This is a genomic window from Phyllobacterium sp. YR531 (genome assembly GCF_000282595.1).
Lineage (GTDB): Bacteria > Pseudomonadota > Alphaproteobacteria > Rhizobiales > Rhizobiaceae > Phyllobacterium.
The window spans coordinates 1-22,549 of sequence record NZ_AKIZ01000016.1; the positions used below are offsets into that span (position 1 = coordinate 1).

Below are 22,549 nucleotides of genomic sequence, written 5' to 3' on the forward strand. Positions count from 1 at the left end.
GGCAGCCGCCATAGCAGTCGAAGAAGCCCCGACTATTACGGCGCCAGTTCGCGATTCCAGCAATGGTTGGGAACGGACTGCTTCTCCCTCCTTCGGCAGTGAAACGCGTGCCGAGCCAGTCATAGAAGCGCCCGAACCCCAAATCGAAGCTCCGGAACCTGTCCGCCAGTTTGCCGGCGAACAAAGGGAAAGCACGGCGGCGGCATTCCCGTTTGCCGCCCGCAATGAGCCGGTCTATCGTGAGCCATCACTGGACAATATTGAGCCTGAGGAGACTTCTGAGCCCGAGATCACATTGAGCGATGCCGATTTCTCCGATGCTTTTGATCCGGAATTGGCGAGCGAACTGAATATTGCTCCCGGCAAGGAAACCGAAGAGGATCAAACGCCAACCAAGTCAGACGATATTGAAGATGAGATGGAGCGTTTGCTCGGCGATCTTTCCCGGCCTGACAGGCGATAAGTATATTTCGAACTGAGAAAGGCCCGGTTTCCCGGGCCTTTGTCATTCAGATGCCATGATCACCGTGGGTGGAACAGGCGGATCGGAGGATCGCAGCGCGATCCTCCTCACACGAAAGATCAAACACTATTCGAAAGCCTTCACCGCAAGGCCTTCGCAAAGCACCTTTTCGCACCGGATCAATCCGCAGTCTTTCTGCTTCATAAAGTGTTTGAAGCCGGGAGCGCGACATCGCCAGTTCATTTGCCAGCAATCTGTCGAGCCTCATGGAGGTCATGACAGGAACCGAAAGGTGGATTTCCACTTCACTGCAATCTTCCGCGTGACTTAAAACCTGCTTTTCAATATCCAACTCGGCGAACTCTTCGACACGCTGAGCTTTTTGCCTCAGCGCCACGACATCAAAAGCGTGTTGCCGTATCCACTGAGGATCATTGAGTTGCAGTGCCTGCAGTGTTGCCGGCTCAATGTTTTTCACATTCCGACGTTCGAAGAGCGTTCGATTCCAGGTTTTATCGCAATTCAGGCATTTATAGATAAGCCAGGCATCAAGCTTTTTGCCATTGGCATTAAGGCGAAGCTTATCGCTGGATTTGAAACGTCTGTACCCGCCGCATCCATTGCATATGATCCAGGGCTGAGGGGCATTTCGGGTAACGAGTGTCCAATGGACTTTTAGAGTTTTGCACATGGCGTCTTGGTCTTCCGAAAGGAAGTTCACCAAGATGGCAGCAGGAGAAACCCTCTACGGGCGTGGTGTGGCGATGTCTCAGGTCGTGGAAAAGCGAAGGCCGCAAATATTGCGCGTGGCACATCTCAACATTGCCATACCGGTCTCTGACCACCACCCCGTGAACATGCGTTACACCAGCACAACTGCTCGTCATGCTGTTATGTAGGGCGAAATTGGATGAGACCGGTGTTTACGACGGCAAAGTGAGACCTCAAATTGGCCAAGCTATTGGCGTCACCAATAACAGATGGGTTTTCGATTTCAAGGCCAGGCATCCGCGAGGGTGACCCCGTGGCGGTGGCAATGCTGTCTTATAAATAAAAAGCCCGGTTTCCCGGGCTCTTTATTTGAAACTTAAGCTCAATCGTCGCGGTAAACTTTCTCGCGTCGTTCGTGACGTTCCTGAGCTTCGATGGACAATGTAGCAATCGGGCGGGCGTCAAGCCGCTTCAGGCTGATAGGATCGCCTGTTTCTTCGCAGAAACCATATGTTCCATCATCAATGCGCTGCAAAGCGGCATCGATCTTTGAAATCAGCTTGCGCTGACGATCACGAGCACGCAGCTCGATGGAACGGTCTGTTTCAGACGAAGCACGATCTGCGATGTCCGGCAGGTTTGCATTTTCCTGCTGCAGGATCTCGAGCGTTTCACGGGCTTCCCGCAAAATGTCGTTTTTCCAGTCAATCAGTTTTTCACGAAAGTAGGATTTCTGCCGATCACTCATGAAAGGCTCGTCATCCGTGGGCTTATAGTCAAGATCGATAAGTTTATTCATCATTGAATCACCCTGCACCTTTGAGACGCGAGGAGGCCTATATAGGTCGTGTCAGATGGCCGCACAACTACAAAAAGACATAGCAAATTAATAAAAAACAACGCCGAAATCGCTCAAAATAGCGCCATTTAAGCCGGATAAATCGAATTTTGCGCCTCCAAGCATACGGAAATGAGGCTAAAAATTGGCATTTTCAGCCATTCTGGCTCTACTTGTGGTTGCGCTATGCCTTGTAAAATTGCGCCCTGCACAGAATATTCGCAGGCCGGTTTTGCACACTTATTTGAGAAATGGCACATTTGCCGCATGGTCTGAAGCGGCAATTTGCTTCGAAAGGTGAAGCATGGCACTTTCAAAACCTGTTCCAGAACGGAGATAAGTAAATGAGTCTCGTCTATCTTCTCCGTCACGCCAAAGCGGTCTGGCCGACACCGAGCCAGAAGGATTTTGACCGCACACTGGAAAAAGACGGCATCGAGGCCGCCAAAATCCTTGGGCTGGAGTTGCGGCGCGCGAAACTGAAACCTGACGTCGTTCTATGTTCAACTGCAATCCGCGCTCGCCAGACATTGGAATATGTGGGCCTGCAGCCGCCTTTTATCCTGCAGGAACTCGAAAAGCTCTATTCCGGTGGCCCCGACACTTACCTCATGTCCATTCGCATGGCCGGCCTCGAACATGAGGGCAGCAATTCGGTCATGCTGGTTGGGCACAATCCGATGATGGAGGAAGTGGCAATGGCGCTGTCCGGGCGTGGCGATCCTCCCACCCATCCGACATTTGTATCAGGATTTCCAACGGCCGGTCTGGCAGTGATTGAATTTGACGGACCATTGGCCGAAGTTCGCCCCGGCAAAGGCACGCTGCGGGAGTTCTTTTCACCCTCCGAACATTTGTGATGCTTGGGCTGCGTAATTCTTTGTGCGTGGTTCGACGGGGCTCATCATGAGGAAGTTGAATGCGTTGCATCGGCACTGCCGTTTCAATGGGTGGCTCCCTGCGATCAGACCACATTCCTCATGGTGAGCCCCGTCGAACCACGCACAAAGCACATGCAAATAACGCCACCTTGAGTTTGACACATGCAGCACCCAAATGGGTGACGAAGAATACTGCGATAGGATTATCGATTGGCCATATTGACCACTGGACTGACGAGTTGGGCTGACGAGGCGAGGATTGCCCTCGATACGCTGACTGAGCGAACAGTATCGCTGGCCTCTCCTTCTGTCCGCATAGGCGTGACCGGACTTTCGCGCGCGGGCAAGACTGTGTTTATCACAGCGCTGGTTCACAATCTGATCCATGGCGGCCGCCTGCCGCTTTTCGAAGCGCAAAAATCCGGACGTATTGCCAAAGCCTATCTGGAACAGCAGCCGGATGATGCTGTCCCAAGATTTCAGTATGAAGATCATTTGAAGGCATTGATCGAAGATCGTATCTGGCCGGACTCAACCAGAGCGATTTCCGAATTGCGCCTCACAATCGAATATGAGTCAGCCTCTGCATGGGGCCGCATGTTTTCCGGTGGCAAGCTTTCGGTGGATATTGTCGACTATCCGGGCGAATGGCTGCTCGACCTGCCTTTGCTTGGCAAAAGCTATAATGAGTTCTCACGCGATTCATTCGAGTTGGCACAGCTGGAAAGCCGTCAAGATCTGGCAGAGGATTGGCTCAAGTCATCCATAATAGCCGATGCCAAAGCGGATGCCGATGAGATGACTGCGCAAAGACTGGCGAAGAGCTTTACCGCCTACCTGAAGGCTGGGAAGGCCGATGAACGGGCGCTATCCACGTTGCCGCCTGGCCGCTTTCTCATGCCGGGAGATCTGGAAGGATCTCCAGCGCTGACATTTGCGCCGCTACCGGGCCTTGGGCAGGAGAAACACAAGCCCGGTTCACTGGGTGCCATGATGGAACGGCGCTATGAGGCCTATAAGACACACGTCGTGAAACCATTTTTTCGCGAGCATATCGCGCGGCTGGACAGGCAGATTGTGCTGGTCGATGCCATGCAGGCCATGAATGCCGGGCCTTCCGCAGTTGCCGATCTTGAACGTGCCTTGACTGAAATCCTTTCGTGCTTCCGTCCCGGCAGCACAAACTTCCTGACCGGATTGGTGCAAAGGCGCATTAGCCGCATTCTGGTTGCAGCAACCAAGGCAGACCACTTGCACCATGAAAGCCACGACCGGCTGCAGGCAATTGTGCGCCGTCTTGTCGACCGCGCCATCAGCCGTGCCGATTTTACCAGCGCAAGCGTCGAGGTACTGGCCATGGCAGCTGTGCGCACCACACGCGAAGCAACGGTTACTCAAGGCAAGGACATTTTGCCGGTTATCGTCGGGACTCCGCTGAAAGGCGAGACAATCGACGGCGAGAAATTCGACGGGAAAACAGAAACAGCCATATTTCCCGGTGACTTACCTGAAAAACCGGATTCAATATTTGAAGGACCGGAATCGGTTTCTGAAGATCCGGCAATACGCTTTGTCCGCTTTCGCCCGCCCAAACTGGAGAAGACAGCGGAAGGTTTCACGCTGTCTTTGCCGCATATCAGGCTCGACCGGGCAATACAGTTCCTCATTGGAGATCGCCTCGCATGAGTGAAAAACGCAAGCCAGCCTCGTTTCGCGTGGATCAGCCTGTAGCGGATGAACCCGCAAGGATCGCAGAACCGGCACCCGCTCCGCAGCGCAGACCAACGGCAATCAAGGATATTGCAGTCGTAACGCCCGCAGCCGTCGACGTTTTTGACCTTGATCCTGAAGCGGCCAATGAGCTTGATGCACTGACGCCGCCGCCTGCATTGGCAAACAAGAAGCGCTTTTCCTTTGCTTCGGTCTTCACCGGTGCTCTCGGAATACTTGTCTCGCTGGCACTCGGCCTCTGGGCCGATAACCTCATTCGCACGCTGTTTGAGCGCGCACCATGGCTTGGCTGGGTGGCGCTTGGGGTGACGATCCTCGGTGCACTGGCACTGATCGCCATTGTCATTCGCGAAACGCTGGCTTTGCGCCGCCTCTCCTCAGTGCAGCATCTGCGCGATGAAGCAGCCAAGGCGGCGGCAGAAAACGACCCGGTTCAAGCCAAAGCTGCAGTCGCCAAGTTGGTAAGCATAGCCGAAACATTGCCCGCGACGGCTAAAGGCCGTGCACTGCTGCACGATCTGCGCGACGATGTTATAGACGGGCGTGATCTGATACGCCTTTCGGAGACAGAACTTTTACGCCCGCTCGACCGGCAGGCACGCGAAATGATTCTCGCCGCCTCCAAGCGTGTATCAATCGTCACGGCGGTAAGCCCCCGCGCCCTCGTCGATATCGGCTATGTAGTGTTCGAATCAGCTCGGCTTATCCGCCGCCTGTCGGAACTTTATGGTGGCAGGCCGGGTACGCTCGGCTTTCTCAAGCTCACGCGCAATGTCATCGCACATCTGGCGGTGACGGGCACTGTTGCCATGGGTGACAGTATTATTCAGCAGTTAGTGGGCCACGGACTTGCCGCCAGACTCTCAGCGCGGCTTGGCGAAGGTGTCATCAACGGCCTGATGACCGCCCGTATTGGCATTTCAGCGATGGATCTTGTGCGCCCCTTCCCGTTCAACGCAGAAAAACGCCCGGGAATAGGCGATTTCATTGGCGATCTGGCACGTATCGGTGGTGCGAAAAAGCCATAGGAAGGCATTTACTGCTTTCCCTGTCCCCAAGTTTTATGGCATTGGCAACCATCCGTTAACCATTCCAACCCATGATTGGCCCGAAGCAGCCATTCCAATAATTAGAGTTTGAGTCCGTGTCGATGAAAACAAGCGCAGCAGTCGCCGCCCTGTCCCTGTTCGCCTGCGCGCTATTCGCGTTGCCGGCGCAAGCCAAGGATAAAGACGCGGAATTCTTCCAGAATGTCGAAGGCCAATGGGTTGGACCCGGCGAAATCGTCGCGGGGAAATACAAGGGCACGAAGTTTACCTGCACGCTTGATGGGTCAACGCCAGCCAACGCAACCGGCATGACGCTGGATGGAAGTTGCCGCGTCGGCATCTTCAATCAGCCGATGAAGGCCACGATCACCCGCAGCGGCAATACGTACAAAGGGCAATTCCTTGATGGTTCTGCCGGCAAGGGGCTGGATATCACCGGCGGCAATGTTTCAGGCAACCGGGTTGTTCTGGCTATCAACCGCAGGCAGCTGAGCGGGGCCATGCAGGCGAAATTCAACAATGACAACAGCATGAACGTGACAATCTCCGTTCATCTGGAAGACCAGTTGATCCCTGTCGTTGGCATGTCGTTGAAGCGCGTTGATACCACTGCTGTAGGCAGCGTCGCGAAGAACTAGAGCCTATAAACCCCGCTTTTCGGATAGATCGCCAAAGCTTTTGATCTTCACAATGTGATCATTGAATTTGGCAGTTATTTCCAGCTCGCCGCCCATTGCTTCGATAAAGCGTCGTAAAGTGCTGACATACATGTCAGCTCTGCGCTCCATCTTGGCTACTGAAGCTTGCCCAATCTGAAGCGTTTGTGCCAGTTCGTCCTGCGATAATTTCATCGCGCGTCTTACCTCAGCAAGATCCATCTCCGTCTCCAATTGGCTGGAAGCCACTTCAACCTGCGTTAGTTGTGCCGGAGACATCTCAGCCCGTAGTTTCGCAAATGAATGCCTACCTGCCATCGTCTTTTTCCTTTTTCAGTTCTTCAAGATGAACATCGTATAGATCATCTGCAACGGGTATCATTCGATCATAGAATCTTTTGTCCCCGGTCTTGTCGCCACCGATGAGGAGAATGGCCGCACGACGCGGATCAAAAGCATAAAATATTCTGATCGGCTTCCCACCGCTTTGTACTCGTAATTCTCGCATGTGATCATATTTCGAGCCAATCACACCGCTTGAATATGGAAATGGCAAATTTGGACCACGCTGCTCCAACTTTTCCACATGAGCAACAATGCTCACATGATCACTTTCGCTAAGCCTACCCCACCAATCACCAAACTCATCTGTAAACTCGACAATCCAATACATAGCAATATTATGCCTTCCAGGGAATAATGCAAATCTATATGGCTAAAATTATTTCAGTTTTTCCTCCACCAGCCCGCGTCATCCCGGGCTGTTGTCATTCCGGCCTTGTCTGCCAGCTGAGCCCACTGCGCCACCTGTTTACCCTCAATGACGAGTTCCGGCGCAATATCAGCTAGCGGGACAAGCACAAAGGCGCGCTCTGTCATTCTCGGGTGCGGTAATATCAGGCTGATACTTTCAAGGCTCTCGACTCCTTCATAGGCCAGCACATCAATATCGATGATGCGCGGTCCCCAACGTTCCAGCCTCTCGCGTTTCATCTCCAGTTCGATATCGAGACATGCGGAAAGCAATGCCTCCGGCCCAAGCTCGGTCACAACCTTCGCGCAGGCATTAAAGAATGAAGGTTGATCGACCTTGCCCCAAGGCGGCGTGTAGTAGACCGGCGAAACGGACGTGACCGACGTGTCATCGCGACTATCGAGTGCACGCAATGCCCGACCCATGGCAGCAACCGGATCGCCAAGATTGCCGCCGAGCCCCAACCATGCTTTTCTGGTCATTGCCGCTTACCACGTGCAGACAACATGGCATCGGCAAGCGCCAGTGTGCGGCGGCTCATCGAAACGTCGTGAACACGGAAAATATCAGCGCCCGCAAGCCGCAATATTGCCGAGGTTGCAGCCGTAACAATATCGCGCTCCTCCGCCTCGCCGCCCGAAACAGCACCGAGGAAGCGCTTGCGCGACGTTCCCGCCAGAAAAGGATAGCCAAAGGCCGACAATTCAGAAAAACGGTCCATCAAGGCAATATTCTCTTCCGTATCCTTGGCAAAGCCAAAGCCGGGATCAAGCACAATCTGATTGTCCGAAACGCCGGCAAGCCTTGCGATTTCGAGCGAGCGGTTCAGAAATGCAAACTGATCCGCAATAACATCCGGATCGCGCTCGCGTTCACGACCGGTATGCATGATGACAAGACCAGCACCGGTCCGGGCGGCAAGGTCCGCGATGGCAGGTTCCCGCTGAACGCCCCAGACATCATTGACAATATGCGCGCCGGCCTCAACAGCAAGGCGGGCCGTTTCCTCGCGGTAGGTATCGACAGATATTACGATGTCACCCTGTTTCGCTAAGGTCTCAATAACGGGCAGCACGCGGGATTGCTCAACAGAGGGCTCCACCCGCTCGGCACCTGGCCTCGTGGATTCTCCACCCACATCAATGATCGCAGCACCTTCTTCAATCATCTTGCGTGCGCCTTTCAGCGCCTGATCAAGCGAATAATGAATGCCGCCATCGGAAAACGAATCGGGCGTTACATTGAGCACGCCCATAATCAGCGCCCGCGGGCCCAGCGTCAAAGACCGGCCATGTGCCAATTGCCATTCCCGCAGCATGCATGCGCTCCCGTTGATTATCCGCTGGTTCGTTTTTTAACAGATTGTCCGGAACGTCAATTCATCTGCAACGTTTTTGACGATAGAGTTCCGATGATGCACACTGGCCGAAGAAAAGGAAAAGCTGAATGCATATTTTGGCCAGATTAGCCGCCAGCTCTATCTCTATCGCCATTGCTTCAATGATGATCACAGCACCCGCCAGTGCGGCGACCGTGTTGCGCAAATATCAATATTTCACATTGAATGCGCATAGCGCGGCGGAGCTTGACAAGGAATTGAGCCGCAGAGGTCCGATGCTGGCCAAGACCGGCGCGAGGCACCCCGGCATGACCCGGATGCGTTTCGACAGCAAGGTGAAGTTCGGTTCAAACGGAAAAACCTGTCAGGTGGTAGATGCGAATATCGTGGTACGTGCCACGGTATACTTGCCACGCTGGAAACAGCGCCGCACCGCAAAGCGTGACCTTGCAATCGTATGGGACACATTGTCAGCCGATATCAAGCGTCACGAGGAAAGCCACATTGTCATCGCCCGCACCGCTGCGGGCGATATGGAGCGTCAGGTAAAAGCCCTGCCCTGGCGCAGCGACTGCATGAAAATGAAAGCGGATATTGATGCGCTGACAGCAAAACTGCTCAAGAAGCACGATGCGGATCAGGTGCGCTTTGATCGCGTGGAGACAGTCAATTTTGAAGCGCGGTTCGAGCGATTATTGACTTACCGCATGGTCCGGGAATTAGCCAAGCCTTGAGGTCTCGCTAAATTTGATGCCTATTATCTCTCCCCTCTTGTGGGAGAGAAAGCGATTTCAGCGTCTTAGCCTCTTGGCTAAGTGCTAGAAATCGCCAGAGAGGGGATTTCTAATCCTCATAGTACCCCCTCTCTTGGATTTTCTAAGGATTTAGCAAGACGCTAAACCCAAGAAAATCCGTTCTCCCCCACAAGGGGGGAGATAACGTCTCGCACGTCTTCAAAACTCAGTTCACACCGAGCTTCTTCTGAAGACTGGTTGAGGACGTTGTATACTGGAACACAACGCGCTCACCCGGATTGACGATGCGCTTTGCCGCCTGTGTCATCAATGCTGCCTCATGGAAGCCGGAAAGGATAAGCTTGAGCTTGCCCGGGTACCAGTTGATGTCGCCGATAGCGAAAATGCCCGGCTCCGATGTCTCGAATGTTTCGACATTCACCGGAATGAGATTTTCGTGGAGGTTCAAACCCCAATCGGCAATCGGACCAAGCTTCATTGTCAGGCCGAAGAATGGCAGGAGGCGTGTCACCGGAATTTCGATTTCGCCCTCGGCGGCTTTGATTACCGCATGGGTAAGCTCGCCATCTTCGCCTTTCAGACCGGAAACCTGTCCGAGTTCAAAACGGACACTGCCACTTTCTACCAGCTCGAACATTTTCTTGACGCTGTCCGGTGCAGCACGGAATTCGGCGCGGCGATGCACAACTGTCAGGCTGCGCGCAATCGGCTGAAGGTTGAGCGCCCAATCGAGAGCACTATCGCCACCCCCGACAATCAGCACGTCCTGATCACGGAACTCTTCCATGCGGCGCACGGAATAAAAGACGCTCTTGCCTTCAAAAGCCTCAATCCCGGGAACCGGCGGACGCTTAGGCTGAAACGATCCACCACCAGCAGCAATCACCACAACCTTGGCTTCAAATACTTCAGCATCATCGGTTTCGACGCGGAATGTTCCATCTTCAAGGCGCTCAAGCTTGGTCACCATGCGGTTGAAATGGAACTGCGGCGAGAAGGGTTTGATCTGCTCCATCAGCTTTTCAGTCAATTCATTACCGCTGATGATTGGCCATGCCGGAATGTCATAGATCGGCTTTTCCGGATAGAGTTCGGCGCACTGGCCGCCCGGGCGGTCAAGAATATCGATGAGATGGCATTTCAGGTCGTAAAGACCAAGTTCAAACACTGCAAACAGGCCAACGGGGCCTGCGCCAATGATGACAACATCGGTTTTGATAGTCTCGCTCATCGCAAATTCCTCATGCCGGACGGTCTGCATGCCGTGCAGATAGAAAAAGGGGTAATGGCTGGCGTATTCATGACACGCGGGCTGCCATGCGCGTAACGATTGCTTTCCGCAAGGTCAAGACAATGCAGCACTTCAAGCCGCGAAAAGCGGTTCTACGGCTCAATTCTAATAGGTGGATGAGAAAATATCAGGGATACTCGTGCAGTTTCCAACGATTGCTTTTCTGTATTGCGTGGTTCGACGGGGCTCACCATGAGGAAAGTGTATTGTTTGCAAAGACACTCGCCAAGCTAGCAGGAAACTCCCTGCAATCAAAACCCTCCCTCATCCTGAGCTTGTCGAAGGGCGCACGACACTACTGCAAGACTAAGACTGGCGCTCTGGTACGTGAACCACAAGGCCATCCAGCTCATCGGAAACGTGGATCTGGCAGGAAAGGCGGGAATTGGGGCGGACATCATAGGCGAAGTCGAGCATGTCCTCTTCCATCGCCTCGGGCTCACCCGTTGTGGCAGTCCATTCTTCATCAACATAAACGTGACAAGTGGCGCAGGCACAGGCACCGCCACATTCCGCATCAATACCGGGCACGGCAAAACGGATCGCGCTTTCCATAACGGTTGAGCCGTTTTCGGCTTCCGCCTCTATGCGTTCGCCACCATGTGTGACAAAGGTGATTTTTGCCATAAATAAAGCCCCAGTGATCAACTTACCGCTGACATAGGGCTTTGAAGGCGTAAGTCAATTGTACGCCCTGACGCAGCCTATACTTCAGCGTGTGATCGCTGCGATATAATCACGCGCATCATCGATGGCGGGGCGCAGGTCCCTGACCTTCTTCGAATCGCTTGGCGACTGTTCGACTGCTTCGGCAAGTTCGGCCACGCGAAATGCACCGATTGCATTCGCCGATCCCTTAAGCGAACGCGCAAGACGGACACGATCATCCGGATTTGCGTGGATAAGTCTGTCCACGATGCCGCAGGTCTGACGAGAAAACAGATTGAGAATTTCAGTTTCGAGTGCACGGTTGCCGAATGTTTCGCGCGTAAGATGAACAAGATCAATCGGACGCTTGCGTGCTGGCTTCGATCGTTCGCCGCCGGGCGAAGCAAATGCCATCGATGCCTGTTGGGCCATTGGGTATTCTCCTGAACGCTTTTACTGTTGAACGAACAAGGCTAGGCTGATGAACCTGATTCAAGGTTAAAACGAGGCAGAAACAGCGCCTAAATGGTGCCTTATGGTGAACGCCCGGTAAATTTTTGCCTACAATTGAAATTTCCTGAGAGGCCCAAAAATTAACCTTGTGTTTAAACTTTTAAGCATTTCCCGAATCCATTGTTTCTTTCCAAACCATGTGCCAGTACATTAGAGTAGCGGCGTAAAGAGTATGGCGCGGTCAGCCCCACATGTGGTTGCCGCCCAATATTGTGAGGAAAACATGGCCACAGCCCCGAAAAGCAAGGCTTTAAAAGCCGAAGACGAGCTCGGTGAAGCGCTTGAAAAGGCTCTAGAAATCGATTTCGACGAGTCGACGCTCGGGATGGATATGGATCTGTCTCCAATAGATGACGATCTGCTATCTCTGAACGATCTTGAGGCACAAATTTCACAGGCAGCACAGGAACTGGCCGCTGAGAAATTTGAGACGCCCACTGTGGCCGAACCCGTAAAATTGCCCGAACCGGAGGTAACCGCGCCTCCAGTTGCGGCCATTCCGTTGCCGGCACCAAAGCCGCAGATCAAGGCTGCCAACCCGATTCCTGCCGCGCCGCCCGCCCCTCCGAAGGCTCCTGCGATACCGGCACAGCCATCATTCCGGCCGGCCAATGACGATCTGTTGCAAACGTCGAAGGCAACACGTGCCACGAGTTCTGTTACGCAGCCAAAATCCTATAGCCTGATCACCGGCATCGTCAGTGTCCTTTGGGCTGGTGGCGTACTGGCTCTCGGCAATGCGCTTTACGGTTCATCCATCTGGTCGATCCGTTCCTTTTCGGATTTCGCCGCAGCACCCCATGCAATCGGCCTTGCAGTCGCAATCATTGTGCCGATCATGCTCTTCTGGGCATTTGCGATCATGATCCGCCGCGGTCAGGAAATGCAATATGCCGCCCGCTCCATGGCGGAAGCAGCAATGCGCCTTTCCGAGCCGGAAATGCTCTCTTCTGATCGCGTGGCCTCGCTTGGTCAGGCAGTACGCCGCGAAGTCGCCGCTATGAGCGAAGGCGTTGAGCGTACTTTGGCCCGCGCGGTTGAACTGGAAACGCTGGTTCAGACAGAAGTAAACCAGCTTGAACGCGTTTACACGGACAATGAATATCGCATCCGCACCCTTGTTGACCGTCTTGGCGGTGAGCGTGAATCGGTGATTGGCCACGCGGAACGTGTGCGCGCTTCTATTTCCAGCGCGCATGAACAGTTGAAGGATGAGTTGTCCCTGGCTGGAGAGTCGCTGCGCGAGAATATCTCGAGCGCTTCAACCAATCTGAGCATGTCCATCAACCAGTCCGGCGAGTCGCTGATCGAGCGCCTCACGCAGAGCGGACAGGTCATTTCCGAACAGATCGTTTCACGCTCGGACGATATCTCAAACAAGATCAGCACTTCCGGCGAAGCCTTTGCAAACCTTCTGGAAATGCGTATCGCCGCCCTGTCAGAACAGACAGATTCCGTTACGATGAAGCTGGCCGATACGCTGGATGGCCGCACCAACAGCATGTTGTCGTTGCTGGGCAATGCCACGCAGACGCTGGTCGGTGAATTTGACTCGCGTCTCGCCGGGCTGGACACAACAATCAATGAACGCGGCCGTTCATTGCTGGCTGAATTTGAAACCCGCGCACAGTCGCTGGATACAAGCACGGAGCGCCTCAATTCTGCTCTGGAAGCGCGTGCACGCCAGATCAACGAGCAGTTGATCGAACGTACACGCGATATCGCCAAGACCTTTACGGATGGCCGCGCCTCTATTGACGGTATTGTCGACGAGACCAAGGCGAAGATCGGCAACGATCTTTCCAGCCTTTCCGATCAGGTCGGCAGCCTGCTTTCATCCAATGCAGCTGCCCTCTCCGACCGCCTTGTCGAAAGCCGGGAGGCTCTTGCCGCCAAACTTGCAGAAGAGCGCGAGGCACTTGCTGCAACACTGGTTCAGGAAACCGACCGCGCCGCCATCGTCATTCGCGATCAGGCCGGCCAGATTGGCGACCATACATCGAACCTCAAGACAATTCTGGAAAGCAGCACTTCTGCAATCGGCCAGATCATCGACGGCCATGGTTCCGCCCTCGAAGAGCGTGCCGCCAGCTTGCGGTCTTCGCTTGAGGACAATGATTTCCGTATTGGCGCAACGCTGGACCAGCATGCCAAGGCTATTGAAGGCCGCACCGCCGGTATTCATACGCTGCTTGAGGATAATGACGCCCGTATCGGCGCTCATCTCGAACAGCATGCCAAGGCTATTGAAGATCGCACAGCCGGCATGCATGCCGCCTTTGCAGAAACCGATTCCCGCATTCGTGAGACGCTGGATGAGCATGTACGCGGTATTGATCTGCGTAGCGCTAACATCGAAACAGCTATCAATGCCACGGACACACGCATCGGCCAGACACTTGATGCCCATGCCAAAATCATTGATGAGCGCACCATCGGAATGCGTGCGGCATTCGTTGAAACACATGCCAAGATTGCGCAGACACTCGATCATCACAATAAGGGTCTGGACGAGCGTAATCAGGAAATCCAGCTGGCCCTTACAGGCAGCGATGCCAGACTTGGTGAAACGCTTGCCGCGCATACGCAGGCCATTGATGCACGCAACGCCGAAATTCAGGCTACCCTGCTCAACAGCGGCACACGCATCGATGGTACGTTGAGCGGCTTTATCGACAGTGTTGATGACCGTACAGGCCGTATCGAACAGGCTTTGACCAGCAGCGATTCACGCATCAGCGATGTTCTGGCTTCGCATGCCAGTGCCATCGAAGAGCGTACAGCCGGTATCGGTCAGGCATTGGTCGATAGTGACTCGCGCATCAGCAATATCCTGTCCTCGCATGCAAGTTCGATTGATGATCGCACGGCAGGCATTGAGCAGGCGCTGAGCAATAGCGATCAGCGTATCGGCCAGACTTTGGCTTCGCACGCTTCTTCGCTGGATGAGCGTACGGCAGGTATCCAGACAGCGCTTGAAAACACCCATGCCCGCATCGGTGAGACCCTTGCGCAGCATGCAAGCGATATCGAAGAGCGCACCGCAGGTATCCGCTCTGTTCTCGACAGCAGCAATATGCAGATCGGCGATACGCTGGCCTCGCATATCGGGACGCTTGATGACCGCGCAGCCGCTATCCGCGCGGCACTGGCAGACAGCGACACCCGCGTCGGTGAAACACTCAACGACCACGCCAGCATTCTCGACCAGCGCATTGCAGCCATTCGTGCAGCTATGGAACAGGGCAATGTCGCTCTCGGCCAGACACTGGACGATAAGGCCGGCGCTATCGGCGACCGCACCGTTGCCTTGCAGGCAGTTCTGCAGGACAGCGCAGATGTGCTCGCAAAAGCCTTCGAAAACCATGGTGGTACAATCGACGAGCGTACATCAACCATGCAGAACGCACTGGCTATCGGCGTCGACAATGTGCGCAAGTCGCTCGAACAGAGCGCTTCGGTCGTTGCCCGCACATTGCGCGAAAAGATCACCGAGGCTGCTTCCACCCTCACAGGTGAGGCCCAGAAAGCCGGTGAAGCGCTTGACGGTCACGGCGAGGCATTCAGCCTGCGCATGAACGAAAGCCTTGCCGAAACCGAAAAGCGTCTTGGCCAGCGTGCGACGGAAGCCGCCGCCAACCTTGAAGCGTTGGAAGCGCGCTTCTCTGCAGCCACCGATACAACAGCATCCAAGCTTGCAGAAAGCACCCGCGAACTGAACGAGGTTCTCTCGGCCCGCTCGCAGGAAATTATCAGCATTCTCGACAATACGGCGCAGCCACTTGTTGAAAGCCTTGCCGATAATGGCCGTACGCTTGCCTCGCAGCTGGTGGAAGCAACAACATCCGCTACCGAACGCCTGCGTGTTGAAAATGCGGCTTTGATCAATGCCATCGCCAGCCGTACAGCGGAAACAATAACCGCGGTTCAGGCAGCCAAGGCCGGTCTGACCGACGATGTCAGCAACCTTATCGACCGCCTCTCCTCTTCCAACGCGAAGCTTGGCGAACTGATCGACATGGCTACCAAGAACCTGGGTGACATTGACGGACGCCTTCTCGATACGACAACTGCCTTTGCCGAAAACGCAACCAAGGCTGCTGAATCGTTCGAGACGTCAACTCGCCTGATCGACGGTAACCTTGGCAAGCTTTCGCAACTGTCGAACAGCACGCTGACCGATATTGCTTCCATCGCCCAACGCTTTGACGAGCATGGCAACATGCTAAGCAAGGCTTCCGATCTGATCAATGCATCGCAGACCAACCTCGCCTCGACATTTGACGAGCGCCAGGAAGCGCTACAGGCATTGGCATCAGGTCTCATTGCCAAGTCGGAAACCATCGAAAAGACCATGCGTTCGTTCGAATCGCTTGTCTCTTCGGCATTCGACCGGGCTGAAGGCCGGGCAAGCCAGACAACCGAGCAAATCCGCAATTCGATTTCCGAAGTTGTCGAACAGGCATCGCAGAAGTTTGCAAATGCAACGGACGAAATCCGTCGCTCTTCCGCAGCGATCCGCACCGAGCTTGAACAGACCCGCACCGAACTGCAGCGCGGTGTTATGGACATGCCGGAAGAAGCCAAGCAGTCCACCGCCCAGATGCGCAAAGCTGTTTCCGAACAGATCAACGCGTTGAAGGAACTGTCGGAAATCGTGCAGAAATCCGGCCGCCTTACCGATGTCGGTGAAGCACGGGCGCAGCGCGCTGCACCAGCCCGCGCAACCGCAGCAGTTGCCGCACAACCTCAGCGTACCGAAGCAGTCGCTCCGGCACCACGTCCGGCAGCACCTGCTGCTCCGGCGCCTCAGGCTCCGGCAATGCGTGGGACACTCGACACACGTGGCAATGCTGAACAGACCCGCCCTGCAGGCAATGGCTGGGTGTCCGATCTTCTTCGTCGCGCTTCGACCGATGAGGCCGAGGCGACTCCGAAGGCACCGGCAGGCCGCTCACCCGGCCAGGTGGTCGAGTCGCTGAACTCTCTGTCGATCGATATCACCCGTGCTATCGATCATGAGGCTTCCGTTGAACTCTGGCAGCGTTACCGTGCCGGTGAACGTAACGTGTTCACCCGCCGTCTCTATACATTGAAGGGCCAACAGACCTTTGACGAGATCAAGCGCAAATATTCGTCGGACAGTGAATTCAAACGTGCTGTTGACCGTTACATGGACGATTTTGAGCGCTTGCTCGAAGATGTGACACGCAACGACCGCGACAACACAACGACACAGGCCTACCTGACTTCTGATACAGGCAAGGTTTACACCATGCTTGCTCACGCAAGTAATCGCCTGCGCTAAATTAGAGCAGGTACGGATCTGAAAAACGCGGCCTTCGAGCCGCGTTTTTTATGTTGTTTAAGATAGCCTATCGGTTGATAGTTTAGTTCATTCACTGCTCATTTATTTCAACGCAATTGCAGCCAACTCATGTGTGGTTCGACGGGGCTCACCATGAGGAAGGTTGTTGTTGGCAGGGAGTTATTTCCGGCAAGGTTGGTAACTAATATGCAATTATCTACCTTCCTCATGGTGAGCCCCGTCGAACCACACATGAGCAAAATGCAATTATCTGGATGAATTGACAATCAAGCCCCTTCCAACTCCGGTATCTTACCGAACATATCCCGATACGCTGTTGGCGTCGTAGCCAGTTGCTGGCGGAAGTGATGACGCAGCGTGGCAGCAGTACCGAAACCGGTATTTGCAGCAATGACTTCAACAGAGAGCGGCGAGTTTTCCAGAAGATCCCGCGCCTTTCCCAACCGTTCAGACAGAAGCCATCTGGCGGGCGTCATCCCCGTAGCCGCATCGAAGCGGCGCAGGAACGTGCGCGGGCTCATACCAGCAGCCTTGGCAAGACTGGCAATGGAAAACTCTTTCTGGATATTGTTGCGCATCAATTCCAGCAACGGAGAAAGCCGCGCGCCCTCATGAGCGGCGGGTACCGCCTGTTCGACGAATTGTGCCTGCCCGCCATCACGATGTGGCGCAACAACCATGCGCCGTGCCACCTTGTTGGCGGCCTCCGTGCCGAAATCACGGCGGATCAGATGCAGGCAAAGATCTATTCCCGCCGCACTGCCCGCCGAGGTGAGAATGCTGCCCTCGTCCACGTAAAGTACATTCGGCTCAAACCGGATATCCGGATAACGCTCAGTCAGCAGATCAGCATAACGCCAATGAGTGGTTGCGCGGCGGCCTGACAGCAGCCCTGCTGCCGCAAGAACGAAAACACCGGAACAGATAGAGAGAATGCGGGCACCATTGGCATGAGCCTTCTGCAGTGCTTCCACGAGCCGTTGAGGTACAGAATGTTCCACACCCCGCCAGCCCGGCATGATGATGGTTCCTGCCTGCTCAAACAGATCAAGCCCACCATCTGCGAGAACGCGCACGCCACCCGTAGCCCGAAGCTCGCCCGTTTCAATACTGGCGACCGCAAACTTGTACCAATCCTGCCCCATCTCCGGCCGGGGCAACCCGAACATTTCCACCACAACACCGAATTCAAAGGTGCAGAGGCCGTCATAGGCAACAGCAACAACGTTCGGATTGTTCAGGCGTGAAGCAAGATTTGACATGATATTGATCATATATGGCATTCTTGCCAACTACCAGCGATTTATCCCTTGTTCTAATTCTTGCCTGTCAACTCAAGGAGAACAGGAATGAGCTACGTAACCGAGATTGCCCCCGCACCTGCGGAACATGTCATCGAGCATTTTTCACGGCTATTATCGCTTGAAACAGACTGCGCCGATGTTGCACACGCGTTGAATCAGGGTCCGGATTTCGTCCTGCTCCACGTTGTGGGAACGAGCGCTGCCTATGAACGCCGTCACATTCCCGGTGCCATACACCTCAATCACCGGGATATTTCCAGCGAGCGTATGGCCGAATGGCCGCAGGATACGATCTTTGTTGTTTATTGCGCCGGACCGCACTGCAATGGTGCCGATCAGGCCGCGCTCAAGCTCGCGCTACTTGGCAGGCCGGTCAAGATCATGATCGGTGGCATAACCGGCTGGGCCGACGAAGAATTGCCATTTGCCACAGGACCGGAAGCTGGAGATTTCAAGCTGGCGGCTTGATTGCCGCTTAACGCTAAAGATTGATGCCGATTATCTCTCCCCTTGTGGGAGAGATAAGAGGGTGTTTTACTCTACGGGGCAGATCAAATAACCGAAAGCGTCCAGCTCACGATATCACTGGTAGCATTGTCGAAGGCACTGTCCAGTGCGGCAATATAAGATGCATTGCCAGCGCCCCTCACTGGGGTGGTAGAGCGGAAGACCTTCGTTGCGCGTACTGTACCGTTCTTGTCATTGAGTATCTTCACGGCGATCTCGACAACAGCGGTTTCATTGCCCGAAGCATCGATATTGAAGGTACGAATATTGCTGATCACCTGATAATCAATGGCAAGGCCATCACCCGGACGACCAACGCCGCCGAGGCGACCTGTGCTTTCAAATGCCTGCGCCAGACGCGATTGCACGATATTCGGCAGGCGGTCTGCCCACTGGGCACCCTTCAAAAACGAAATCGAGTTAGGGCCGGAGCGCACGACAACATTTTCGCCGTCCAACGCCTTCAATGCCGACGGAGCAGCGATCAAAATCTGACGGCCTTGCTTTCGTGACGAAGTAACTTCTGGCGATGGGCTGGAAAGATCGAACGTGTCGAGCTTCTTTGAACTGGCGCAGGCCGACAAAGACAATGCGAGAACCAACGCAGCAACTACTGATTTAGATTTTACCACTTAACCAATCCCGACGCGTAACTATTCATTAACTTTCATGCGGTGCGAATCCGTCAAAGTCAACGGCGCGTACGCCCGTCATATTCAGGAACATTGCCGCTGCCGCCAAAAATCACACGCTGCGGGTTCTTTTCAAGATCGGTAATGGCGCGCTCAATGCGCTGAACCGACTGCCGGCTTTCATTGACCAGCGATTGCACATCACGCAATCCCTGCCCCGAAAAGCGATTGAGATTATCGGTAATCGGTCCGAGACGTGCATTGAGATTGTCGGCGACCGATCTGTATGACTGTAATGTCTGGCGTGCTTCCCGCACAACGCTGCCATCCTCATCGGAGAGCTGTTTATCAAGCTTGGCCAAAACACCATCGACACGGGTGGAGGCATTATTGAGCTTGGCCATCATCTCACGGGCTTCGCTAACAACAACCTGAACGTCTTCTGCACTGCGGCTGAACTTTTCAATAACGTCTGAATTCTTGGCAAGAGCGTCGGTGAACTGCTTGGTATTGTTGACAGTATCGACCAAAGGCCCCTTCACTTCCGTGATGAAACTTTCAATCGATCCCACTGCGCCATCGACGCGTTCGAGGATGGTCTGGGCCTTTTGCAAAAGGTTGTTCACCACAGACGGATCAGCATCGATACGGGCAATCTGGTCTTCCTTTGCCGCCTCTTCCAGCAACATCGGCTCGTAGAGCTTACCGCCCTTCAACTCGATGAAGGCCTGTCCGGTAAGACCGGCAAAACCCAACGTTGCCTGTGTTGAGCGCGTAATCGGCGTTGTCGCATTGACTTCTGCCTGCGCAATAACAGCGTCAGGATTCTTATCGTCAATGGAAAGGCGGCGAATAGTGCCGACTTTAATACCGTTAAACAGAACCTGACTGCCTTCAGCCAAACCTGTCACTGAGCCAAGAATACGAATTTCCAGCGTTGCGGTTTCGGTCTTGTCGCCATAGCGCGCAATCCAATAAACGAATCCGAAGGCGAGCACGCACACAGCAAGCGTAAAAATACCGACCAGAACATAATTGGCTTTGGTTTCCATGAATTACTCTGCCCGACCCTGTTGTTCCGCTGGCCTGTTCTGCGGTGGTGCACTAGGCGCTGGCGCGGCTTCCCCGCGCGACGAACGCCGCCTGTTGTCACCATTGGATACAATCTGGCGCGCGCGCTTTCCACGGAAATATTCTTTCACCCACGGATCGTCAAACGCCAACATGTCCTCAATGGTTCCTTCAACCAGAACCTTCTTGTTTCCCAATACAGCGATTCGGTCGCACACGGCGAACAGGCTGTCGAGATCATGTGTCACCATATAGACGGTCAGCCCCATCGTATCACGCAGATCGGCGATCAACTGATCAAAGTCTGCCGCACCGATGGGATCAAGGCCGGAAGTCGGCTCATCAAGGAAGACAATTTCCGGGTCGAGAGACAAAGCACGGGCCAAAGCCGCGCGCTTGATCATGCCGCCGGACAGCTCTGAAGGAAATTTATCTGCCGTATCGGGCTTTAGCCCCACAAGTTCAATCTTGAGCCGCGCAAGTTCATCCATGAGCTTGTGCGGAATATCGAGATATTCGCGCATGGGCACCTGAATATTTTCAAGCACTGTCAATGATGAAAACAGTGCACCGTGCTGGAACAGAACGCCCATGCGCATGTCGACGGCAAGCTTGTCCTGATCGGTCGCCTCGTCAATATCATGGCCGAAGATGCTGATCTTGCCCTTCTGTTTTTGATTAAGTCCGAGAATTGTCCGCATCAGAACAGATTTACCCGTGCCTGATGCTCCAACGAAACCGAGAATTTCGCCGCGATAGACATCAAGATCGAGATTGTCGAGCACAGTCGAGCGGCCAAATGACACGCTGACATCCCTTACAGAAAGGATGACGTCATCAGCCTTTCCATCGGTGCTCTGGTTGTTATCTTTCGGGTTCATGCGCCTCGGTTCTGAAGTCTTAAAAATTGATTGATGCGTAGAAGATGGCAAAAATGCCGTCGACCACAATGACAACGAAAATCGATTTAACCACAGATGCTGTCACCCGCTGACCCAGCGATTCAGCACTGCCGCCTACCTTCATACCCTCTACGGACGCCATCACACCAATAATCATCGCCATGAACGGGGCTTTGATCAAACCGGCAAGATAACTTGAAAGGTCGATTGCATCGCGCAGGCGCTGGATAAACGCATCCGGCGGTATTCCAGAATAAGCCCATGTGATCGCCATCGCGCCTGCCAGCGCCGCAAAATCGGCAATAATGGTCAACAATGGCAGGGATATCACCAGCGCTACCAGACGCGGGAATACCAGAACACCAACAGGATTGAGGCCAATGACTGTCAGTGCATCGGTTTCCTCGCGCATTTTCATCGAACCGATTTCGGCGGTGATGGCACTGCCCGAACGGCCAGCGATCATGATCGCCGTCAAAAGCACGCCGATCTCGCGCAGCACCAGAATGCCCACTAGGTCAACCACGAAAATCTCGGCACCGAAATAGCGCAGCTGGAACGCGCCTTGCTGCGCAATAATTGCCCCGATGATTGTCGACATGAGTACAACCACCGGCACAGCGCCAATACCCATACTATCGATCTGGTGCACAATTGCTGCCGGGCGAATCCCACTGCGGCTGCCACCCTTCATCTGTGCGCCGCGCACTGTGGCGCCCAGAATGTGCATGGCCTTGATGAAATCATCACCGAAAGCATAGACCGTACGGCCAATTGATTCGAAGAATCGAGTGATCAAAGGCGCGCGATCAATATGAACAACTTCTGGAGGAGTTGCAGCAATCTCGCCCACAGCTTCGAACAGGGCACCCCAGCTTTCCGACTGCCCTTCTATAGTGACCTGCTTGCCAGATTTCTCCAGAGCAGTTCGCAGGCGCTCAACCAGCCAAGTGCCAGCTGTATCCAGCAATTCCACGCCCGAAAGGTCGATAACCGCGTTCGAAAAGCCATTATCTTCGGCAATCTCGCGCATGGCTTCGTCCACGCGGCGAACATTGCGTGTGGTCCAGGCGCCGGTAAGTGTAACTGTGGCGCGGTCTCCGTCTTTGCTGATCTCAACATCTGGAGGCGCTGCAGTAGAAGCACTTGAATTGTTTGCTCTATCGGTCAACATC

The 22,549-nt window shown here is 54.2% G+C and carries 22 protein-coding genes and 1 pseudogene; 9 read left to right on the plus strand and 14 right to left on the minus strand.

The genetic code is table 11. The annotated features are described in order from the left end of the window. Window positions 1-463 (plus strand): annotated as a pseudogene (locus tag PMI41_RS07120) (hypothetical protein); the annotation flags it as partial. A gap of 46 nt (window positions 464-509) precedes the next feature. On the opposite strand, the gene PMI41_RS07125 reads toward PMI41_RS07120, so the two are convergent. Next, window positions 510-1,154 carry a DUF1062 domain-containing protein gene (locus PMI41_RS07125; RefSeq protein ID WP_008123247.1) on the minus strand — a complete coding sequence of 215 codons (645 nt, stop codon included), beginning with the start codon at window positions 1,152-1,154 and terminating at the stop codon, window positions 510-512. 34 nt (window positions 1,155-1,188) lie between these two features. Here PMI41_RS07125 and PMI41_RS24980 point away from each other — a divergent pair, with 34 nt between their 5' ends. Further along, complete coding sequence (locus PMI41_RS24980) at window positions 1,189-1,362, plus strand: hypothetical protein (protein WP_008123250.1); 174 nt, start codon at window positions 1,189-1,191, stop codon at window positions 1,360-1,362. Window positions 1,363-1,556: 194 nt separating this feature from the next. Here PMI41_RS24980 and dksA read toward each other — a convergent pair whose 3' ends face one another. Then, window positions 1,557-1,973, minus strand: a complete 417-nt coding sequence (gene dksA, locus PMI41_RS07130; protein ID WP_040854267.1) for an RNA polymerase-binding protein DksA — start codon at window positions 1,971-1,973, stop codon at window positions 1,557-1,559. A gap of 383 nt (window positions 1,974-2,356) precedes the next feature. Here dksA and PMI41_RS07135 point away from each other — a divergent pair, with 383 nt between their 5' ends. The 4 genes from PMI41_RS07135 (at window position 2,357) to PMI41_RS07150 (ending at window position 6,311) form a co-directional block, all read left to right on the plus strand. Further along, the gene (locus tag PMI41_RS07135; RefSeq protein WP_008123253.1) at window positions 2,357-2,872 is read left to right on the plus strand and encodes a histidine phosphatase family protein; all 516 of its coding nucleotides are present in this window, start codon (window positions 2,357-2,359) and stop codon (window positions 2,870-2,872) included. 240 nt (window positions 2,873-3,112) lie between these two features. Further along, window positions 3,113-4,579: a YcjX family protein gene (locus PMI41_RS07140; RefSeq protein WP_040854269.1), complete on the plus strand. Its 1,467-nt coding sequence runs from the start codon at window positions 3,113-3,115 to the stop codon at window positions 4,577-4,579. After that, window positions 4,576-5,652 carry a TIGR01620 family protein gene (locus PMI41_RS07145; protein WP_008123259.1) on the plus strand — a complete coding sequence of 359 codons (1,077 nt, stop codon included), beginning with the start codon at window positions 4,576-4,578 and terminating at the stop codon, window positions 5,650-5,652. The genes PMI41_RS07140 and PMI41_RS07145 overlap by 4 nt, the downstream gene beginning before the upstream one ends. A 122-nt stretch (window positions 5,653-5,774) precedes the next feature. Next, entirely contained in the window at window positions 5,775-6,311 is a 537-nt protein-coding gene (locus tag PMI41_RS07150) for a hypothetical protein (RefSeq protein WP_008123261.1), read from the plus strand. 3 nt (window positions 6,312-6,314) lie between these two features. On the opposite strand, the gene PMI41_RS07155 is transcribed toward PMI41_RS07150, so the two are convergent. Genes PMI41_RS07155 through folP form a run of 4 tightly spaced genes read right to left on the minus strand, consistent with a single transcriptional unit; the run spans window position 6,315 to window position 8,401 of the window. Beyond that, complete coding sequence (locus PMI41_RS07155; protein WP_008123263.1) at window positions 6,315-6,647, minus strand: XRE family transcriptional regulator; 333 nt, start codon at window positions 6,645-6,647, stop codon at window positions 6,315-6,317. Next, the gene (locus PMI41_RS07160; protein WP_008123265.1) at window positions 6,637-7,002 is read right to left on the minus strand and encodes a type II toxin-antitoxin system RelE/ParE family toxin; all 366 of its coding nucleotides are present in this window, start codon (window positions 7,000-7,002) and stop codon (window positions 6,637-6,639) included. Before PMI41_RS07160 ends, PMI41_RS07155 begins: the two co-directional genes overlap by 11 nt. A gap of 53 nt (window positions 7,003-7,055) precedes the next feature. After that, window positions 7,056-7,565: a 2-amino-4-hydroxy-6-hydroxymethyldihydropteridine diphosphokinase gene (gene folK, locus PMI41_RS07165; RefSeq protein ID WP_008123267.1), complete on the minus strand. Its 510-nt coding sequence runs from the start codon at window positions 7,563-7,565 to the stop codon at window positions 7,056-7,058. Then, window positions 7,562-8,401, minus strand: coding sequence for a dihydropteroate synthase (gene folP / locus PMI41_RS07170; protein ID WP_008123270.1), 840 nt, complete (start codon window positions 8,399-8,401; stop codon window positions 7,562-7,564). The genes folK and folP overlap by 4 nt, the downstream gene beginning before the upstream one ends. 128 nt (window positions 8,402-8,529) lie before the next feature. On the opposite strand from folP, the gene PMI41_RS07175 reads away from it, so the two are divergent. Further along, window positions 8,530-9,156, plus strand: a complete 627-nt coding sequence (locus tag PMI41_RS07175; protein WP_008123272.1) for a DUF922 domain-containing protein — start codon at window positions 8,530-8,532, stop codon at window positions 9,154-9,156. Between the two features lie 226 nt (window positions 9,157-9,382). On the opposite strand, the gene PMI41_RS07180 is transcribed toward PMI41_RS07175, so the two are convergent. The 3 genes from PMI41_RS07180 to PMI41_RS07190 form a co-directional block, all read right to left on the minus strand. Beyond that, window positions 9,383-10,408, minus strand: a complete 1,026-nt coding sequence (locus tag PMI41_RS07180; RefSeq protein WP_008123273.1) for an NAD(P)/FAD-dependent oxidoreductase — start codon at window positions 10,406-10,408, stop codon at window positions 9,383-9,385. 366 nt (window positions 10,409-10,774) lie between these two features. Continuing rightward, complete coding sequence (locus PMI41_RS07185; RefSeq protein ID WP_008123275.1) at window positions 10,775-11,095, minus strand: 2Fe-2S iron-sulfur cluster-binding protein; 321 nt, start codon at window positions 11,093-11,095, stop codon at window positions 10,775-10,777. 84 nt (window positions 11,096-11,179) lie between these two features. Next, window positions 11,180-11,548 (minus strand): HPt domain-containing protein, encoded by a 369-nt coding sequence (locus PMI41_RS07190; protein WP_008123277.1) that lies wholly within the window; start codon window positions 11,546-11,548, stop codon window positions 11,180-11,182. 304 nt (window positions 11,549-11,852) lie between these two features. On the opposite strand from PMI41_RS07190, the gene PMI41_RS07195 reads away from it, so the two are divergent. Continuing rightward, window positions 11,853-16,937 (plus strand): hypothetical protein, encoded by a 5,085-nt coding sequence (locus PMI41_RS07195; protein ID WP_008123279.1) that lies wholly within the window; start codon window positions 11,853-11,855, stop codon window positions 16,935-16,937. A 287-nt stretch (window positions 16,938-17,224) separates the two neighbouring features. On the opposite strand, the gene ftrA is transcribed toward PMI41_RS07195, so the two are convergent. Then, a complete protein-coding gene (gene ftrA / locus PMI41_RS07200; protein ID WP_202949290.1) occupies window positions 17,225-18,220 on the minus strand; it encodes a transcriptional regulator FtrA in 996 nt (331 codons plus the stop codon). A gap of 87 nt (window positions 18,221-18,307) precedes the next feature. Between ftrA and PMI41_RS07205 the strand changes: the two genes are divergently transcribed. Continuing rightward, complete coding sequence (locus PMI41_RS07205; protein ID WP_008123285.1) at window positions 18,308-18,730, plus strand: rhodanese-like domain-containing protein; 423 nt, start codon at window positions 18,308-18,310, stop codon at window positions 18,728-18,730. An 83-nt stretch (window positions 18,731-18,813) separates the two neighbouring features. Here the strand turns inward: PMI41_RS07205 and PMI41_RS07210 are convergent, their stop codons facing one another. The 4 genes from PMI41_RS07210 to PMI41_RS07225 are packed head-to-tail and all read right to left on the minus strand — an operon-like array spanning window position 18,814 to window position 22,548. Next, on the minus strand, window positions 18,814-19,401 hold the full coding sequence (locus tag PMI41_RS07210) for an ABC-type transport auxiliary lipoprotein family protein (protein ID WP_008123287.1): 588 nt from the start codon (window positions 19,399-19,401) through the stop codon (window positions 18,814-18,816). Between the two features lie 59 nt (window positions 19,402-19,460). Further along, window positions 19,461-20,453, minus strand: a complete 993-nt coding sequence (locus tag PMI41_RS07215; RefSeq protein ID WP_008123289.1) for an MlaD family protein — start codon at window positions 20,451-20,453, stop codon at window positions 19,461-19,463. 3 nt (window positions 20,454-20,456) lie between these two features. Next, window positions 20,457-21,353, minus strand: coding sequence for an ABC transporter ATP-binding protein (locus tag PMI41_RS07220; protein WP_008123291.1), 897 nt, complete (start codon window positions 21,351-21,353; stop codon window positions 20,457-20,459). 19 nt (window positions 21,354-21,372) lie between these two features. Next, entirely contained in the window at window positions 21,373-22,548 is a 1,176-nt protein-coding gene (locus tag PMI41_RS07225) for an MlaE family lipid ABC transporter permease subunit (protein WP_040854079.1), read from the minus strand. Window position 22,549: the final 1 nt, after the last annotated feature.

What these genes read in the sequence shown, in the direction of transcription:
- PMI41_RS07125 (WP_008123247.1), bottom strand. Translation starts at nt 1,154, where the DNA reads ATGTGCAAAACTCTAAAAGTCCATTGGACACTCGTTACCCGAAATGCC.
- PMI41_RS24980 (WP_008123250.1), top strand. Translation starts at nt 1,189, where the DNA reads ATGGCAGCAGGAGAAACCCTCTACGGGCGTGGTGTGGCGATGTCTCAG.
- dksA (WP_040854267.1), bottom strand. Translation starts at nt 1,973, where the DNA reads ATGAATAAACTTATCGATCTTGACTATAAGCCCACGGATGACGAGCCT.
- PMI41_RS07135 (WP_008123253.1), top strand. Translation starts at nt 2,357, where the DNA reads ATGAGTCTCGTCTATCTTCTCCGTCACGCCAAAGCGGTCTGGCCGACA.
- PMI41_RS07145 (WP_008123259.1), top strand. Translation starts at nt 4,576, where the DNA reads ATGAGTGAAAAACGCAAGCCAGCCTCGTTTCGCGTGGATCAGCCTGTA.
- PMI41_RS07150 (WP_008123261.1), top strand. Translation starts at nt 5,775, where the DNA reads ATGAAAACAAGCGCAGCAGTCGCCGCCCTGTCCCTGTTCGCCTGCGCG.
- PMI41_RS07155 (WP_008123263.1), bottom strand. Translation starts at nt 6,647, where the DNA reads ATGGCAGGTAGGCATTCATTTGCGAAACTACGGGCTGAGATGTCTCCG.
- PMI41_RS07160 (WP_008123265.1), bottom strand. Translation starts at nt 7,002, where the DNA reads ATGTATTGGATTGTCGAGTTTACAGATGAGTTTGGTGATTGGTGGGGT.
- folK (WP_008123267.1), bottom strand. Translation starts at nt 7,565, where the DNA reads ATGACCAGAAAAGCATGGTTGGGGCTCGGCGGCAATCTTGGCGATCCG.
- folP (WP_008123270.1), bottom strand. Translation starts at nt 8,401, where the DNA reads ATGCTGCGGGAATGGCAATTGGCACATGGCCGGTCTTTGACGCTGGGC.
- PMI41_RS07175 (WP_008123272.1), top strand. Translation starts at nt 8,530, where the DNA reads ATGCATATTTTGGCCAGATTAGCCGCCAGCTCTATCTCTATCGCCATT.
- PMI41_RS07180 (WP_008123273.1), bottom strand. Translation starts at nt 10,408, where the DNA reads ATGAGCGAGACTATCAAAACCGATGTTGTCATCATTGGCGCAGGCCCC.
- PMI41_RS07185 (WP_008123275.1), bottom strand. Translation starts at nt 11,095, where the DNA reads ATGGCAAAAATCACCTTTGTCACACATGGTGGCGAACGCATAGAGGCG.
- PMI41_RS07190 (WP_008123277.1), bottom strand. Translation starts at nt 11,548, where the DNA reads ATGGCCCAACAGGCATCGATGGCATTTGCTTCGCCCGGCGGCGAACGA.
- PMI41_RS07195 (WP_008123279.1), top strand. Translation starts at nt 11,853, where the DNA reads ATGGCCACAGCCCCGAAAAGCAAGGCTTTAAAAGCCGAAGACGAGCTC.
- ftrA (WP_202949290.1), bottom strand. Translation starts at nt 18,220, where the DNA reads ATGTCAAATCTTGCTTCACGCCTGAACAATCCGAACGTTGTTGCTGTT.
- PMI41_RS07205 (WP_008123285.1), top strand. Translation starts at nt 18,308, where the DNA reads ATGAGCTACGTAACCGAGATTGCCCCCGCACCTGCGGAACATGTCATC.
- PMI41_RS07215 (WP_008123289.1), bottom strand. Translation starts at nt 20,453, where the DNA reads ATGGAAACCAAAGCCAATTATGTTCTGGTCGGTATTTTTACGCTTGCT.
- PMI41_RS07220 (WP_008123291.1), bottom strand. Translation starts at nt 21,353, where the DNA reads ATGAACCCGAAAGATAACAACCAGAGCACCGATGGAAAGGCTGATGAC.
- PMI41_RS07225 (WP_040854079.1), bottom strand. Translation starts at nt 22,548, where the DNA reads ATGTTGACCGATAGAGCAAACAATTCAAGTGCTTCTACTGCAGCGCCT.